The organism is Microbacterium sp. SL75, assembly GCF_026625865.1.
In the GTDB taxonomy this organism is placed as follows: domain Bacteria; phylum Actinomycetota; class Actinomycetes; order Actinomycetales; family Microbacteriaceae; genus Microbacterium.
In genome coordinates, this window is record NZ_CP113067.1 from 1,283,292 (window position 1) to 1,299,035 (window position 15,744).

General features: G+C 65.4%; 15 protein-coding genes. 9 read left to right on the top strand and 6 right to left on the bottom strand.

Going from position 1 to position 15,744, the window contains the following annotated elements; genetic code table 11:
• Positions 1–1,542 precede the first annotated feature (1,542 nt).
• Positions 1,543–1,917 (top strand): VOC family protein, encoded by a 375-nt coding sequence (locus OVA17_RS05880; RefSeq protein ID WP_267788809.1) that lies wholly within the window; start codon positions 1,543–1,545, stop codon positions 1,915–1,917.
• 87 nt (positions 1,918–2,004) lie between these two features.
• Positions 2,005–2,355: a transposase gene (locus OVA17_RS16415; RefSeq protein WP_420712430.1), complete on the top strand. Its 351-nt coding sequence runs from the start codon at positions 2,005–2,007 to the stop codon at positions 2,353–2,355.
• An 85-nt stretch (positions 2,356–2,440) separates the two neighbouring features.
• On the opposite strand, the gene rsmG is transcribed toward OVA17_RS16415, so the two are convergent.
• From rsmG to rpmH, 6 genes are read right to left on the bottom strand one after another with little or no spacing between them, the layout of a single operon-like run.
• Positions 2,441–3,070, bottom strand: a complete 630-nt coding sequence (rsmG, locus tag OVA17_RS05890) for a 16S rRNA (guanine(527)-N(7))-methyltransferase RsmG (RefSeq protein ID WP_210075536.1) — start codon at positions 3,068–3,070, stop codon at positions 2,441–2,443.
• An 8-nt stretch (positions 3,071–3,078) separates the two neighbouring features.
• The gene (locus OVA17_RS05895; RefSeq protein ID WP_210075538.1) at positions 3,079–3,582 is read right to left on the bottom strand and encodes a protein jag; all 504 of its coding nucleotides are present in this window, start codon (positions 3,580–3,582) and stop codon (positions 3,079–3,081) included.
• A gap of 15 nt (positions 3,583–3,597) precedes the next feature.
• A complete protein-coding gene (yidC, locus tag OVA17_RS05900) occupies positions 3,598–4,674 on the bottom strand; it encodes a membrane protein insertase YidC (protein WP_267788812.1) in 1,077 nt (358 codons plus the stop codon).
• A 2-nt stretch (positions 4,675–4,676) separates the two neighbouring features.
• A complete protein-coding gene (gene yidD / locus OVA17_RS05905; RefSeq protein WP_267788814.1) occupies positions 4,677–5,033 on the bottom strand; it encodes a membrane protein insertion efficiency factor YidD in 357 nt (118 codons plus the stop codon).
• A complete protein-coding gene (rnpA, locus tag OVA17_RS05910) occupies positions 5,030–5,368 on the bottom strand; it encodes a ribonuclease P protein component (RefSeq protein ID WP_115916435.1) in 339 nt (112 codons plus the stop codon). Before rnpA ends, yidD begins: the two co-directional genes overlap by 4 nt.
• 8 nt (positions 5,369–5,376) lie before the next feature.
• Positions 5,377–5,514, bottom strand: a complete 138-nt coding sequence (gene rpmH / locus OVA17_RS05915) for a 50S ribosomal protein L34 (RefSeq protein ID WP_013584598.1) — start codon at positions 5,512–5,514, stop codon at positions 5,377–5,379.
• Between the two features lie 295 nt (positions 5,515–5,809).
• Here rpmH and dnaA point away from each other — a divergent pair, with 295 nt between their 5' ends.
• The 7 genes from dnaA to OVA17_RS05950 all read left to right on the top strand — a co-directional run bounded on the left by dnaA (position 5,810) and on the right by OVA17_RS05950 (position 15,741).
• Positions 5,810–7,231 carry a chromosomal replication initiator protein DnaA gene (gene dnaA / locus OVA17_RS05920; RefSeq protein WP_267788831.1) on the top strand — a complete coding sequence of 474 codons (1,422 nt, stop codon included), beginning with the start codon at positions 5,810–5,812 and terminating at the stop codon, positions 7,229–7,231.
• Between the two features lie 451 nt (positions 7,232–7,682).
• Positions 7,683–8,834 carry a DNA polymerase III subunit beta gene (gene dnaN / locus OVA17_RS05925; RefSeq protein WP_141377057.1) on the top strand — a complete coding sequence of 384 codons (1,152 nt, stop codon included), beginning with the start codon at positions 7,683–7,685 and terminating at the stop codon, positions 8,832–8,834.
• Between the two features lie 47 nt (positions 8,835–8,881).
• A complete protein-coding gene (gene recF / locus OVA17_RS05930) occupies positions 8,882–10,036 on the top strand; it encodes a DNA replication/repair protein RecF (protein ID WP_267788833.1) in 1,155 nt (384 codons plus the stop codon).
• Positions 10,029–10,517: a DUF721 domain-containing protein gene (locus OVA17_RS05935; RefSeq protein ID WP_246078171.1), complete on the top strand. Its 489-nt coding sequence runs from the start codon at positions 10,029–10,031 to the stop codon at positions 10,515–10,517. The genes recF and OVA17_RS05935 overlap by 8 nt, the downstream gene beginning before the upstream one ends.
• 119 nt (positions 10,518–10,636) lie before the next feature.
• Complete coding sequence (gene gyrB / locus OVA17_RS05940) at positions 10,637–12,676, top strand: DNA topoisomerase (ATP-hydrolyzing) subunit B (protein ID WP_267788834.1); 2,040 nt, start codon at positions 10,637–10,639, stop codon at positions 12,674–12,676.
• A 36-nt stretch (positions 12,677–12,712) separates the two neighbouring features.
• Entirely contained in the window at positions 12,713–15,343 is a 2,631-nt protein-coding gene (gyrA, locus tag OVA17_RS05945; protein ID WP_267788836.1) for a DNA gyrase subunit A, read from the top strand.
• Positions 15,340–15,741: a DUF3566 domain-containing protein gene (locus tag OVA17_RS05950; RefSeq protein ID WP_103207439.1), complete on the top strand. Its 402-nt coding sequence runs from the start codon at positions 15,340–15,342 to the stop codon at positions 15,739–15,741. Before gyrA ends, OVA17_RS05950 begins: the two co-directional genes overlap by 4 nt.
• The last annotated feature ends 3 nt before the right edge of the window (positions 15,742–15,744 follow it).

Consider the following 15,744-nt stretch of genomic DNA (forward strand, 5'->3'; position numbering starts at 1 on the left):
TTTGCCAACGGGGCCTTGCGCGAGAATGCAAGCGCCCCACCTACGGAACACCCCGTCAGAACGTGCATACCTTTGCCGACTGTCTGGCCATCCGACCGCTCACGGGCGCCTGCAGGGGAGTGCCACAGCCGTCCCCGATCGATAACCGGACGCCATCCCTCCAAGGGCAACCGAGCAGCATGTCGAACTCGTCTCACCACCGCGCAGCTCGTTCGATGTGATCGCTTGCAGCAGCCTCGGCATCTTCTTTCTGCCCCGTGACGCGTCTCTCCTGAGCCAGCACGAGCGGCAGCTCTCGGAACGGAATCCGATGGCGCTCGAGCCTCCCTAACATCAGCTCCGCGCACTAACCCCACGCGCGTCACGGCACACGCTGGGGTCCTCGGTTTCACGAGCCCACTGCGCTGGTCACATGGCCTGTTTCACGTGAAACATCTCCGATGAGTTGTGGCACGGTGAACTAGGCGACAACCTGGCGGGGGAGGGGCGACGGGCCACCGCCCGTAGCGTTGCAATGCACCGTCGGTGACACTGCTCGCGATCACAGGTCTCCTTCCTCACCGTGACTCGACCCCACGAACGAGGCACTCCAGATTCCCGCTACCCAGGTACGGCGCTGCCAATGTTTCACGTGAAACGGCGCGAGGGGGCGGGGCTGCCTGATCAGCTCTTCCCCTTGCAGTCAGTACAGAAAGTCGATGTAAAAGCCAAGCACCGGAACGGATTGAGCGAACGGTCAGGGATGGCGCAGAACCTTCCTTCGGCCAAACTTCAAAGACGGACAACCCCGCCATCTACATTTCACCTCTCAAATCCAATCAACTTCAGCTGACGTTTCACGTGAAACACCTTGCGCGCCTCAAGCACCCCGACGGTCTCCCGGATACGTCGGGCCAGATCATCGCGCGCCAGTGACCCTGCACCACACATGGCGGCACCTCGCCACTTCCGCAGTGCTACCACCTAGCGGCCACTGCCATACGTACGAACCACTTAACGTGACACCAAACGACACCGGAGCATCGGAAAGTCCGACCGACCGCGGGCCGGGGGGGAGCCCGCTTCGCCGCAGTATCGCAATCCCCGCCGTCGACCACCGATAGCCTCCGAGTCCGAGCCAGGCTGCTGCTACCGGGGGGGGAGACTCGCCTGCCCCATACGAATCGTCGCCAAACCGGTCAATGGCCCGTTCCCTCACCCACGGAGATGCTTGAGCCGATCTACCCGAGTGGGTCTAATGGCCCAGCGACTCACTCCGAGGACGCGCGACGGGTCGCCGCGCCTCATGCCAATCGCGCGCCTGCGCCTCGCTCCCGAAGTCGCTGCCGGCTGCGAACGATTTGCGGCGCCGCGAAGAGGCCGCCACGCACAATGGCACACAGATCGCCGTGGCGTGGTGGCCGCTCTCTCCGCGACGGCGGCAGAGGAACCGGTTGACGACTAGGGCGTGTCTAATACACGTTCCGCGGTGCGGCATCGGGTGGGCGCCTCCGCGCGATCACGCTCTGCCAGGGTCTGGTTGCTTCCACTATGGTCGTGGGCATGACCAGGGTTCACGTACGAGCGACGTACGTTGAGATCCCGGCAGAGGATTTGGAACGTGCGGAACGCTTCTACCGCGGTCTCTTCGGTGCCTCGGTGCGGCGGACGGTCCTTGACGGTCATCAGTGTTGCATCCTCGATGACGATTCGGACGCAGCGGGCGCGGTTATCGCTTTGATGCAGGGCGAATCGTACGTTCCATCCATCGATGGCACTCGCGTCTACGTGTCGGTGGACGACGTCGAAGCAGTGGTAGCGAGGGCGCAAAAGCTCGGTGGATCGGTGCTGTACCCCGTTACAGAAGTCGCCGACGGCCTAATTGTTGCAGAGCTGGCTGACAGCGAGGGTAACCGGATCGCCCTCAGCAACCAGTAGTGGCGGGCGTGACGTGTCGCTGACGGGGCGAGCCCACCGCGATCCGTTGGGGATGTCTGAGACGCTCGGCTGATATCGCGGACTCACGTGCTTTCGGATGCTCTGTGGTCGTCGATTGAGGACATGCTTCCCCGTCCCACCGGTCGGCCGGGGCGGAAGTTCTCCGACGCGAGGCTGATGGTCGAGGCGATCATCTACCGTTACCGGTGCGGGATCGCCTGGCGGGACCTATCGCAACTGTTCGTCCTATGGCAGAGGTGTGAACCTGGCATTATCGGACGGCTGTCACCGGAACCTGGGACACCGATAAAACGAGAACACCGCGGAACCCCAGGCGATCCGCGAGCAAGACTTCGACCGTCATTCACCTGCGTCTACTCGTGGCGCGAACGCACACGACACGGACGAGACAGCCGGCTGAAGTCAGGCCGCCGGTGAGGCGAGAGGGCAAGTATCCATAGGAATTACATAGGAAACAGCATGAGCCGATGCCGCTCGCTGAGGTGAATGGCGAACTGGAAGGTCAACGACTGACGGTGGCGAGAAAGACCCGCGTCGGCTCCTCGAGGACACCCTCGCCGACGACTTCGACAGAAACATCGCTGAGGCCGTACTTGCGCACCTGCTTCGAGGCGGCCTCGACCTCGGCACCGACATTGGCACCCTTGAGAAAGACCAGACGACCGCCGGGACGCACCAGGGGAGCGGTGAACGGCAAAAGGGTCCGCAGAGCGCTCACCGCACGGGCTGTCGCGACGTCGAACACTCGACCCTCAGCCCACTCCTCGCCGCGCATACGCGCGACGGTGACGTTCTCCAATTCGAGCTCGGCCACCTGCTCCGACAACCACGCCGTACGGCGCTCCATGGGCTCGATGAGCGTCCACTCGACGTCCGGTCGGGCGATGGCGAGCACGAGCCCGGGCAGGCCGGCACCAGAGCCCACGTCGACGGCGCGACCCTCGAAGAACGGCGCCGCGATAGCGCTGTTCAGAATGTGACGCGTCCACAGTCGCGGCACCTCGAGCGGGCCGATGAGCCCACGTTCCTCGCCGTGGACCGCGAGATTCTCGGTGAAGCGACGAGCCTTCTCGAGATTCACACCGAAGAGCGTCGATGCAGCACTCGGCTCGCTTTCGAGCTGTTCCGGCATCCTGAGGCTCAGCCGCGGCGGAGCACGGTGTGACGATCGGCGCCCTCACCGAACGACTCGGACGAGAAACCGCGATCGGCCGCGATGTCGTGCACCAGCTTGCGCTCGTAGCTCGACATCGCCGGGAGCGATGCCTGAGATGCACCCTCGTCGAGGCGAGCGATCGCCCGATCGACAAGGTTCTCGAGCTGACGCTGGCGCGCGTCCCGGGATCCACCGATATCGAGGATGAGCCGTGAGAACCGGCCCGTCGCATTCTGCACCGCGAGACGCGTGAGCTCCTGAAGAGCCTGCACCGTGTCGGGGTGCGAGAGGGTCGACAGAGCCGCCGCATCCTCGGCCTCGACAGAGACGTAGGCGCGTCCTGCGCGCACGTCCATGGCGAGGTCACCGTCGATATCGGCGATGTCGAGAAGGCCCTCGAGGTAGTCGGCGGCGATGTCGCCTTCCTGCTCGAGCTGTTCCTCGGTGGCGGCAGTCTGCTCGGGTGCGATCTGATCGGACGTCGTCATCGTGATCTCCGGTTCTCAGGAGGCGGGTGCGGAACCGGCGTTGCCAGCGGGTCCACCCGCAGCGCCGGTGTTCTTCGTGGACTGCTGCTGCTTCTTCGCGCGCTGCTTGCCCACCGGCTGCTGGCGCTTCGGCTGGGCCGCACGAGCCTTCTCGGTCTCTTCGAGCAGTCGCTGCTGCTCAGCGCGGTACTTCTCGATGGGAACGACCTTGCCCGACGAATCGATGGCCTTGCCCTTGCGCGCCAGGCGCTCCTCGCGAGCCTTCGCGGCGTCGGAACCGGGAGTCGGCATCTCGCGGATGACCACGAACTGCTGAACCATCGTCCACAGGTTGCTCACGAACCAGTAGATGACGACACCGAGCGGGAAGAACACACCCGAGAAGATGAACGCCAGCGGCAGGATGTAGAGCATGATCTTCTGCATCTGGTACGCCTGACCGGTCTTGGCCTCGGGCGACAGGTTCTTCGAGATGATCTGCAGCTGCGTGAAGAACTGCGAGCCGATCATGAGCACGACGAGCGTCAGCAGAATCGCGACGGTGACCTGGCCATCGGCCTGCCCCCATGCGGTGACCAGGTTGACGTGCATGGATGCCACATCGAACAGGCGCGCGTCGTAGAACTCGGTCGTCAGTTCGGGAGTCAGCAGACCCACACCGCCGATACCGCTGGCGGCGTGCTTCGACACGTCGTTCAGCACGCTGAACAGCGCGAAGAAGATCGGCATCTGCACGAGGAGGGGCAGGCAGCTCGAAACCGGCGTCGTCCCGTGCTTCTTGTACAGCGCCATGGTCTCGCGGCTCATCGCCTCGCGGGACAGCTGGTCGCGCTTGCCCTTGTACTTCTCCTGCACCTTGCGCAGCTCGGGAGCGATCTCCATCATCTTGCGCTGGCTCTTGATCTGCTTCACGAAGAGCGGGATCAGGGCGGCGCGCACGATGAGCACGAGGCCCACGATCGACAGAACCCAGGTGAGGCCGGCCGCGGGAGCCATGCCCAACGCGGTGAAAAGGGCGTGCCACCCCACCAGCACGAGTTCGACCACCCATTTCAGTGGCCAGAGGATGGTCCCAATGAGATCGAATTGCACGATCAGTCCTTTCGGGAGGGCACGACGAATCCGTGCCGAGTGAGTTCGTGGCGGAAGGCCCGATGAGGACGGGCGTCGTCGATGCCACCCTGAGCCCAGGGATGACAGCGTGCGAGACGGGCCGCGGTGAACGCGATGCCCTTCACGAGTCCATGCTGCTGCACGGCACCCACCGAATAGGCGGAGCAGGACGGGTAGTACTTGCACACGTCGCCGTAGACGTGCGAGATCGTCGCTCGATACGCGTGCAACAGCGCCAGCCCCGCATTGCGGGGGAGGAGCGGGATGGATGCCATGACACCGTCGGCCGTGAGCCGACCGGCCCCCGTAGACGAGGTCGGGAGAGTCGAGGCACTCATACCGATGCTTTTCGTTCGAGGCATCGCACCACTTCGGCGCGGAGCGTCGGATAGTCGACGGTCGCGGCCGAGGGCAGCGCACGGATGACAATCGAGGCGCCCCCGCGAACAGACGGGAGCGCCTCGGCGCACACCGCCTTGAGGCGGCGGCGAATGGTGTTGCGGGTGACTGCGGAGCCGACCTGTCGACTCACGATGAAGCCGAACCGGGGCGAATCGGTCTCAGCCGAGGTTCCGACGTAGGTCACGGTGTGCGCTCCGGCACAGCGAGTGCCCCGTCGGACCGTGGCTTTGTAGTCCGATCCGCGGGTGAGTCGGTTCGGCTTCGCGAGCACCGGGTCCGTCAGGCCGAGAGCTCGGTGCGGCCCTTGGCGCGACGTGCGGCCAGGATGCCACGGCCGGCACGCGTACGCATGCGGGCGCGGAAGCCGTGCTTCTTGGCGCGGCGGCGGTTGTTGGGCTGGAAGGTGCGCTTGCTCATGGGTCACTCCGGAGGTGATGTCGCCCGATGCTCTTCTGCCGGGGACGGGGGTCGGGACTGCCGTATAGGCATAAGTCAACCGACTAAGGCTACGTCGAGCGCGGCGTTAACTCAAACCGAGAACGCGACCGCCCATTATCCCCAGGCGTTGTACACAAGCGTGGAAAAGACACGCGGCCGCGTCCTACAGTGGATTTTGCTCCGACAGGGCCTCGAACTAGCGTGGCCCCGGAAGTTATCCACAGGTTCGACGCGACACGTCGATCACCCGTCGCGTCAAGACCCCGGAGGGGCTATGTCTCTGCACGAAGCACCGGATGTACCCGTCTGGTCATCCGTGTTGGACCAGCTTCTCACCGACGACCGCGTCACCCCGCAGCTGCACGGCTTCCTGAACCTCGCCGTTCCGCAGGGCGTCATGGGGGGCACCCTCTATCTCGACGTGCCGAACGACCTCACGGCAGCCCAGTTCAACAAGCGCATGCGCACGCCGATCCTCGAGGCACTCGCCCACGTGCAGGGAGAAGATCCTCAGATCGGCACGTTCCGCGTCGTCGTGAACCCCGATGTGATCGAGACGCAGCGCAGCTCCTCCGCCGCTCCGCGGGAAGAGCGCCCGCAGGCGGCACCCGCGCTCTCGACCATCAACGAGCAGGCTCCCGAGCCGATCGTCCCGGCGTCACGGAACGACACCCGCCTCAACCCGAAGTACACCTTCGACAACTTCGTCATCGGCCAGTCCAACCGTTTCGCGCACGCCGCGGCGGTCGCTGTCGCCGAAGCGCCGGCCAAGGCGTACAACCCGCTCTTCATCTACGGCGACTCGGGACTCGGCAAGACCCACCTCCTGCATGCGATCGGCGACTACGCCGCGAGCATGTACGCCGGCATCCGGGTCCGCTACGTCTCGAGCGAAGAGTTCACGAACGACTTCATCAACTCGATCGCCAACAACCGGGGCTCGGCTTTCCAGGCGCGCTATCGCGACGTCGACATCCTGCTGATCGACGACATCCAGTTCCTGCAGGGCCGTGCCGAAACGCAGGAAGCCTTCTTCCACACGTTCAACACGCTGCACGACCACGACAAGCAGGTGGTCATCACGAGCGACCTGCCGCCGAAACAGCTGACCGGCTTCGAAGACCGCATGCGCAGCCGCTTCGAGTGGGGTCTGATCACCGACGTCCAGGCGCCCGACCTCGAGACGCGCATCGCGATCCTCCGTAAGAAGGCGCAGAGCGAACGACTTCTCATTCCCGACGACGTGCTCGAATACATCGCCACGGTCGTCTCGTCGAACATCCGCGAGCTCGAGGGCGCCCTCATCCGTGTCTCCGCGTTCGCCAGTCTGAATCGCTCGACGCTCGACATGTCGCTCGCCCAGACGGTCCTTCGCGACATCATCGACCAGGACGACGCGAACGTGATCTCGCCGACGGACATCATCACGGCGACCGCGCAGTACTTCAAGCTGTCGGTCGACGACCTCTACGGTTCGAGCCGCTCGCAGGCGGTGGCCACCGCGCGTCAGATCGCGATGTACCTCTGCCGTGAGCGCACGAGCCTCTCGCTCCCCAAGATCGGGCAGCTGTTCGGGAACCGCGATCACACGACCGTGATGTACGCGTACAAGAAGATCAGCGACCTCATGAAGGAGCGTCGATCGATCTTCAATCAGGTTTCGGAGATCACCAGCCAGCTCGGCCGCATGCGCTGAGCGCCTGTCTCCCGAAGGGGCCCGACCACCACCGGTGGCTCGGGCCCCTTCGCTTTTTCTGCCTCTGACCGGGCGTGGAGCGTCTCTCACGGGGTGTTTCCGGGGTGGTTCTACACAGTGTGGAAAACCTGTGGATAACTCGATTTTCCTCGGGATGATCTGTGCACTGAGGCGTTAACGCTGTGGAGGAGCAGGGGGAGGTCGTCGCGACGACCGGTGTTAACTCGACAGGCTCTCCGCAGCTCGTCCACAGTTAACAGACCCCTGGTTCCCTGCTGTTAACAAGCGTGTCGCGAGTTATCCACACTCTCCACAGCTGTTAACAAGATGAAGATCCAAGTTCTTTGTTAAGAGAGATTCGATGACCTTGCCGTGGGGACGTCGCTCGGCGGGCGTCACCGCAAGGGGGCACTAGCATGGGTAAGCCATACCCGCCGTCAAGGGAGCACCCGTGAAGTTCCACGTCAATCGCGATGTGTTCAGCGAAGCCGTCTCGTTCGTGGTCAAGCTCCTGCCCCAGCGAAACCCGCAGCCGATCCTGGCCGGTGTGCTCATCGAGGCCAACGAACAGGGACTGACCCTGGCCGCCTTCGATTACGAGGCTTCGGCGCGCACGACGATCGAGGCGACCGTCGACGAGCCCGGCACGATCCTGGTGCACGGCCGACTCCTCAGCGACATTGCGAGCCGTCTGCCCAACGCTCCGATCCAGATCACGGTCGACGACGACGGTGGCATCCTGCTGACCTGCGGCTCCGCGCGCTTCACCCTCGCCTCCATGCCCGTGCAGGAGTACCCGGCCATCCCCGAGGTCACGGGCGAGTCCGGTCTCGTTCCCGCGGACGAGTTCGCCACGGCGATCGCACAGGTCGCGTTCGCGGCCTCGCGCGACGACGTGACCCCCGTCCTCACCGGCGTGCAGCTCGAGGTCTCCGGCACCCGCTTGAGCCTGGTCGCAACCGACCGCTACCGCGTCGCGCTCCGCGAGATCCCGTGGGATGGCGGAGCCGTGGCATCCGATGAGACCACTTCCGCTCTCGTGCCCGCGCGTACGCTGCAGGAAGTCGGCAAGACCTTCGCTCACAGCGGCGACATCTCCATCGCCTTCTCGGGCTCGGGCGACCGCGAGATCATCGCTTTCTCGTCGGGCAACAAGACCGTCACGTCGTTGCTCATCAAGGGCAACTTCCCGCCCGTGCGCCGGCTCTTCCCCGCGCAGACCGAACACCACAGCGTGGTCAACACCGCCGAGCTCGTCGAAGCGGTCCGTCGCGTGGCCCTCGTGCTCGATCGCTCCGCGCCGCTGCGTTTCACCTTCGGCCCCGACGGCGTCTCGATGGACGCGGCCGGTACCGAGCAGGCGCGCGCGACCGAGTCGGTCGACGCGACGCTCGTGGGCGACGAGGTCACTCTCGGCCTGAATCCGCAGTACCTCATCGAATCGCTCGGTGCCGTCCGCAGCGAGTTCACGCGCATCACCTTCACCTCGAGCGACAACGCGAACAAGCTCAGCCCCGTGCTGGTCACCCCGCAGACGTCGGTCGAGAAGGGCGGCGAGGGGACGTTCAAGTACCTCCTGCAGCCCAACCTGCTGTTGCGCTGAGCGGCAACCCACGCTGCCGTGTCGGAGGCGGCGGGTAGTCTGACTCGGTGATCGTGGAGCAGCTCGGACTGAAGGACTTCCGCAATTACGCGGAAGCCGATGTCATGCTCTCCCCGGGGGCGAACGTGTTCGTCGGCCGCAACGGCCAGGGCAAGACGAACCTGGTCGAGGCGGTGGCGTATCTTGCGACTCTCGGCTCGCACCGCGTCTCCAACGACGCCCCTCTCGTGAAAGACGGGACGGATGCCGCGATCGTCCGCGCCCGGCTCGCCCACGGTGAGCGCAGCGTCCTGCTCGAGCTGCAGCTGAACCGCCAGGGCACGAACAAGGCCCGCGTCAACGGCGTCAACGTCCGCACTTCCGAGCTCCCCCGGTACGCACAGGTGGTCCTCTTCGCCCCCGAAGACCTGCAGATCGTGCGAGGCGACCCCTCCGCCCGCCGCCGGTTCGCCGATCAGCTCATCGTCCAGCGCACCCCGCGCATGGCCGGAGTGCTCGGCGACTACGATCGCGTGCTCCGCCAGCGCAGCGCCCTGTTGAAGTCGGCGCGCGCTCGGGGACTCCGCGGCGAGGCGCTGAGCACTCTCGACGTCTGGGACGACAAGCTCGTCACCCTGGGCACCGAGGTGATCGAGGCGCGAAGCGCGCTGGCATCCGACCTCTCCGATCCCGTGGCCACGGCCTATGCAGCGATCGCCGGCGCCGACCACGAACCGCGGCTGTCGTGGGCGCTCTCCGTGGGCGGCGGCGACCCCGAAGAGGGGGATGCCGTCGACGGCGCGCGATCGAGCGAGCCTCTGGCCGATCAGTTCCGAGCAGCCCTCGCGGCGAAGCGTTCGGCTGAGCTCGAGCGCGGTCTGACCCTCGTGGGCCCGCACCGCGACGATCTGGTGCTGCGCGTTCGGGGTCTGCCGGTCAAGGGCTACGCCTCGCACGGAGAGTCGTGGTCGGTCGCGCTCGCTCTGCGCCTGGCATCCGCCGAACTCCTCCGCGCCGAGTCGCGTCTGGGCGACCCGGTTCTCATCCTCGACGACGTGTTCGCCGAGCTCGACGCCGGCCGCCGCACCCGACTGGCCGAGCTGGCCGGTGGCTACGAGCAGGTCATCGTCACCTCGGCCGTCGAAGAAGATGTGCCCGATGTCTTGCGGGCACACGTCGTCCGCGTCGAGGCGGGCCGCATCGAGGAGCCCCGCGGTGAGTGACGACGCCGAGATCCCCGAAACGATGTCGACCTACTTGCGGCTTCGTGGGCTCGAGCCCTCTCCGTACCGCAAGAAGAAGCGTCGTCGTCGGGCGGACGACGGCGAGAACGCTCCCTTCAGCCCGGGCCGCGACCCGCGCGGTCTGGGCGATGTGATCTCGGCGCTGACCCAGTCGGCGGGGTGGGAGCCCCAACTCTCGCGCGAGGACCTCGTGCGCACGTGGGATCAGGTAGCCGGAGCCGACACTGCGGCGCACACGCGCCCGGTGGCCCTCGAGAACGGAACGCTCACCGTTCAGGCCGATTCGACGGCGTGGGCCAAGCAGTTGCAGTTCATGCGCGCGCAGATCCTGTCGGAGATCCTCCGGCGCTTCCCCGAGGCCGGTGTCGAGGCGATCCGGTTCGTAGGCCCGGACGTCCCCTCTTGGAAATGGGGGCCCAGAGCCGTTCCAGGCCGCGGTCCGCGCGATACCTACGGCTGAGTCATGGTCGATCCCGGCTCGACGCGATTTATCCCCGCGTAGGGGCGTACAAGCCATTTCGAGAGCCCTTCCGCGATAGGATGGGAGTTCCGACGAATCGATCTGGAGCGCGCGTACCTATGACGTCCGAAAACCCCGACAGCGTTTCCGAGGAACCCGAAGTCCCCGCCGCGGCGAAGAAGGTTCCCAACGAGTACGGGGCGGACGCCATCCAGGTGCTCGAGGGCCTCGAGGCCGTTCGCAAGCGTCCCGGTATGTACATCGGCTCCACGGGTGAGCGCGGTCTGCACCACCTCGTGCAAGAGATCGTCGACAACTCCGTCGACGAGGCGCTGGCCGGCTACTGCGACACGATCCAGGTCACGATCCTCGGTGACGGCGCCGTGCGCGTGGTCGACAACGGCCGCGGCATCCCGGTCGACATGCACCGCACCGAGGGCAAGTCCACCGTCGAGGTCGTGCTCACCGTGCTGCACGCCGGCGGAAAGTTCGGCGGGGGCGGCTACGCCGTCTCGGGCGGTCTGCACGGTGTCGGCTCGTCGGTCGTGAACGCCCTCTCCACGCGCCTCGAGGTCGAGGTCCGGCGCCAGGGGCACGTGTGGCGTCAGTCGTTCCGCGACGGCGGTGTGCCGCTCGCTCCGCTCTCGAAGGACGAAGAGAGCGACGAGACGGGAACGACGATCACCTTCTGGCCGGATGCCACGATCTTCGACACCATCGACTTCGACTACGACACCCTGCGCACGCGCTTCCAGCAGATGGCCTTCCTCAACAAGGGCCTGCGCATCAGCCTGCGCGACGAGCGTCCGCAGTCCGTCATCACGGAGGGCGAACCGGGCGAAGAGGTCACCGAAGCCCGTCACGACACGTTCCTCTACGAGCGTGGGCTCGTCGACTACGTCGAGCACCTCAACCGCGTGCGCAAGGCCGACGTGATCAACGACGAGATCATCGAGGTCGAGTCCGAGGACACCGATCGAAAGATCGCCCTCGAGCTCGCGATGCAGTGGACGACCGCATACACCGAGAACGTCTTCACCTACGCGAACACGATCAACACCCACGAAGGCGGCACTCACGAAGAGGGTTTCCGCGCCGCGCTGACGACGCTCGTGAACCGTTACGCCCGCGCGAACAACCTCCTCAAAGAGAAGGACGACAACCTCACCGGCGACGACATCCGCGAGGGTCTCACCGCGGTCATTTCGGTCAAGCTGTCGGAACCGCAGTTCGAGGGTCAGACCAAGACCAAACTCGGAAACACCGAGGCGCGCGCCTACGTGCAGAAGGTCGTGGGCGACAAGCTCGGCGATTGGTTCGACCGCAATCCGGGTCAGGCCAAGAACATCATCCGCAAGGCGATCGACGCCGCGACCGCGCGCCTCGCCGCGCGCAAGGCACGCGAGACCGCTCGCCGTAAGAGCGTGTTCGAGTCGGCCGCGATGCCCGACAAGCTGAAGGACTGCACCTCGAAGGATCCCTCGATCAGCGAGATCTTCCTCGTCGAGGGTGACTCGGCCGGTGGCTCCGCGGTGCAGGGTCGCGATCCGCACACGCAGGCAATCCTGGCGCTGCGCGGCAAGATCCTGAACGTCGAGCGCGCGCGTCTCGACCGCGCCCTGGGCAACAAGGAAGTCCAGGCCATGATCCAGGCCTTCGGCACGGGCATCGGCGAAGACTTCGACATGGCCAAGGCGCGGTATCACAAGATCGTGTTGATGGCCGATGCCGACGTCGACGGTCAGCACATCACGACGCTGTTGCTCACGTTGTTGTTCCGCTACATGCGCGGGCTCATCGAGGCCGGCTACGTCTACCTCGCTCAGCCGCCGCTGTACCGACTGAAGTGGTCGAACCACCCCCACGAGTACGCGTACAGCGACCGCGAGCGCGACGCGATGCTGATCGACGGACAGGCCTCCGGTCGCCGCATCCCCAAGGACAACGGCATCCAGCGCTACAAGGGTCTCGGCGAGATGAACGATCACGAGCTGTGGGAGACCACGATGGACCCGCAGACGCGCACGCTGAAGCAGGTCACGATCGACGACGCCGCCGCAGCCGACGAGATCTTCTCGGTGCTCATGGGCGAGGACGTCGAGTCGCGACGCAGCTTCATCCAGCGCAACGCCAAAGACGTCCGCTTCCTCGACATCTGATCTCGCACGACGCATTCATCACGGAACTGAGAAGACATGGCTGACGACATCACGCCCGAATCCGACGACGTCCGCGGCGAGCCGGCGCACGACCACGGGAAGATCGACCAGGTCGACCTCCAACTCGAGATGCAGCGGAGTTATCTCGACTACGCGATGAGCGTCATCGTCGGGCGCGCTCTGCCCGATGTGCGTGACGGCCTCAAGCCCGTGCACCGCCGTGTGATCTACGGCATGTACGACGGCGGTTTCCGTCCCGACAAGTCGTTCTCGAAGTGCGCCCGTGTGGTCGGCGAGGTGATGGGTCACTACCACCCGCACGGTGACGCCCCCATCTACGACGCCCTCGTGCGCCTCGTGCAGCCGTGGTCTCTGCGCTACCCCCTCGCTCTCGGTCAGGGCAACTTCGGTTCGCCCGGCAACCAGGGTGCGGCCGCGCCCCGATACACCGAGACCAAGATGGCTCCTCTCGCGCTCGAGATGGTGCGCGACATCGAAGAAGAGACCGTCGACTTCCAGGACAACTACGACGGTCAGACCCAGGAACCGACGGTCCTTCCCGCGCGCTTCCCGAACCTGCTCGTCAACGGTTCGGTCGGCATCGCGGTCGGCATGGCCACGAACATCCCCCCGCACAACCTGCGCGAGGTCTCGTCCGGTGCCCTCTGGGCCCTCGAGAACCCGGATGCCACGCGCGAGGAGCTGCTCGAAGCGCTGATGGAGCGCATTCCCGGCCCCGACTTCCCGACGCGTGCGCAGATCCTCGGCACCCGCGGCATCAAGGACGCCTACCGCACCGGCCGAGGCTCGATCACGATGCGGGCCGTCGTCAACATCGAGGAGATCCAGGGCCGCACGTGCCTCGTGATCACCGAGCTGCCCTACCAGGTGAACCCCGACAACGTCGCCGTCAAGATCGGCGACCTCGCTCGCGAGGGCAAGATCACGGGCGTCGCCGACATCCGCGACGAGAGTTCGGGGCGCACCGGTCAGCGCTTGGTCGTCGTGCTCAAGCGCGACGCCGTCGCGAAGGTCGTGCTGAACAACCTGTACAAGCACACGCAGCTGCAGGAGAACTTCGGCGCGAACATGCTCGCGATCGTCGACGGCGTGCCCCGCACCCTGTCTCTCGACGGCTTCATCAGCCTGTGGATCGACCACCAGGTCGAGGTCATCGTGCGTCGCACGCAGTACCGCCTCCGCAAGGCCGAGGAGCGCATGCACATCCTGCGCGGCTATCTGAAGGCGCTCGACGCGCTCGACGACGTCATCGCGCTCATCCGTCGGTCGCCGACGGCTCAGGATGCCAACGAGGGCCTGCAGAAGCTTCTCGACATCGACGACATCCAGGCGCAGGCCATCCTCGACATGCAGCTGCGTCGACTCGCGGCCCTCGAGCGTCAGAAGATCGTCGACGAGGCCACCGAGCTCGAGGCGCGGATCGCGGACTACAACGACATCCTCGCCACCCCCGCCCGTCAGCGCACCATCATCCGCGACGAGCTCACGGCGATCACCGATCGCTTCGGCGACGACCGTCGCACCGAAATCCTGCACGGATTCGACGGCGACGTCTCGATCGAAGACCTCATCGCCGAAGAGGAGATGGTCGTCACGGTCACCCGCGACGGCTATATCAAGCGCACACGCAGCGACAACTACCGCTCGCAGCATCGCGGCGGCAAGGGTGTGAAGGGCGCGCAGCTGCGCGCAGACGACGTGGTCGAGCACTTCTTCGTCACCACGACGCACCACTGGCTGTTGTTCTTCACGAACAAGGGTCGCGTGTACCGCTCGAAGGCCTACGAGGTCCCCGAGGCCGGCCGGGATGCCAAGGGTCAGCACGTCGCGAACCTGCTCGCCCTTCAGCCCGATGAGGAGATTGCGCAGATCCTCGACATCCGCGACTACAACGTCGCGACGTACCTCGTGCTCGCGACCCGCAACGGTCTCGTCAAGAAGACCCGCCTCGACGAGTACGACACCAACCGACAGGGCGGTGTGATCGCCATCAAGCTCCGCGGCCAGGTCGCGGAAGAGGGCGACGAGGCCGAACAGGGCGGTGCGGACGAGCTGGTCAGCGCCATGTTGGTCGACGAGGGCGATGACATCCTGCTCATCAGCCGCCTCGGACAGTCGTTGCGGTTCTCCGCCACCGACAGTGCGCTGCGACCGATGGGTCGGTCGACCTCAGGCGTAAAGGGTATGGACTTCCGCGAGGGGGACAGCCTGCTCTCGGCATCGGTGGCGAAGGACGACGAATTCGTCTTCGTCGTGACCGAGGGCGGATACGCCAAGCGCACCGCGGTCACCGAGTACCGCATGCAGAACCGTGGTGGTCTGGGCATCAAGGTGGCTCGTCTGACCGATGATCGCGGCGTTCTCGCGGGCGGAATGATGGTGTCGGAGGGCGACGAGGTCCTCGTGGTTCTTGCCAGCGGCAAGGTGGTACGCTCTGCCGTGGCCGAGGTCCCCGCCAAGGGGCGCGACACCATGGGTGTCGTGTTCGCACGAGCCGGAGGTGATGACAGGATCATCGCCATCGCCCGAAACGCAGAGCGGAACCTGACCGAGACGACGGAGACGACCACGGAGCCCGCCGCTTCCCCCGCGGACGAGGCCGACGCCTCCTCCTCCGAGACCCCCGAGGAAAGTACTGACGCATGAGCACGGTAGCCGACAAGCTCGCCAAGAAGTCGACTCACAAGACCCCCGCCAAGCAGGTCCGACTGCGCCTGGTGTACATCGACTTCTGGTCGGCGGTGAAGCTGTCGTTCCTGGCGGCGGTCGCCCTGGCCATCGTCACGGTGGTCTCGTACTTCCTGATCTACCTCGTTGTCTCGGCGACACTGCTGACGAAGCTCGATGAGTTCTTCACCAGCTTTACCGACGGTGGTGCGACCCTGTCCCAGTACGTCGGCCTTCCCCAGGTGATGGCGTTCGCGGCCATCATCGCCATCTTGAACCTCGTCATCGTCACGGTGCTGGGCGCCGTGATGGCGGGCATCTACAACCTGGCGGTCAAGGTCACCGGCGGCCTTCTCGTCGGGTTCACCTCGAACTGACGT

Bases quoted from the DNA above. Each gene is read 5' to 3' on its own strand.
- OVA17_RS05880 (WP_267788809.1), top strand. From the start codon at position 1,543: ATGACCAGGGTTCACGTACGAGCGACGTACGTTGAGATCCCGGCAGAG.
- rsmG (WP_210075536.1), bottom strand. From the start codon at position 3,070: ATGCCGGAACAGCTCGAAAGCGAGCCGAGTGCTGCATCGACGCTCTTC.
- OVA17_RS05895 (WP_210075538.1), bottom strand. From the start codon at position 3,582: ATGACGACGTCCGATCAGATCGCACCCGAGCAGACTGCCGCCACCGAG.
- yidD (WP_267788814.1), bottom strand. From the start codon at position 5,033: ATGAGTGCCTCGACTCTCCCGACCTCGTCTACGGGGGCCGGTCGGCTC.
- rpmH (WP_013584598.1), bottom strand. From the start codon at position 5,514: ATGAGCAAGCGCACCTTCCAGCCCAACAACCGCCGCCGCGCCAAGAAG.
- dnaA (WP_267788831.1), top strand. From the start codon at position 5,810: ATGTCTCTGCACGAAGCACCGGATGTACCCGTCTGGTCATCCGTGTTG.
- gyrB (WP_267788834.1), top strand. From the start codon at position 10,637: ATGACGTCCGAAAACCCCGACAGCGTTTCCGAGGAACCCGAAGTCCCC.
- gyrA (WP_267788836.1), top strand. From the start codon at position 12,713: ATGGCTGACGACATCACGCCCGAATCCGACGACGTCCGCGGCGAGCCG.
- OVA17_RS05950 (WP_103207439.1), top strand. From the start codon at position 15,340: ATGAGCACGGTAGCCGACAAGCTCGCCAAGAAGTCGACTCACAAGACC.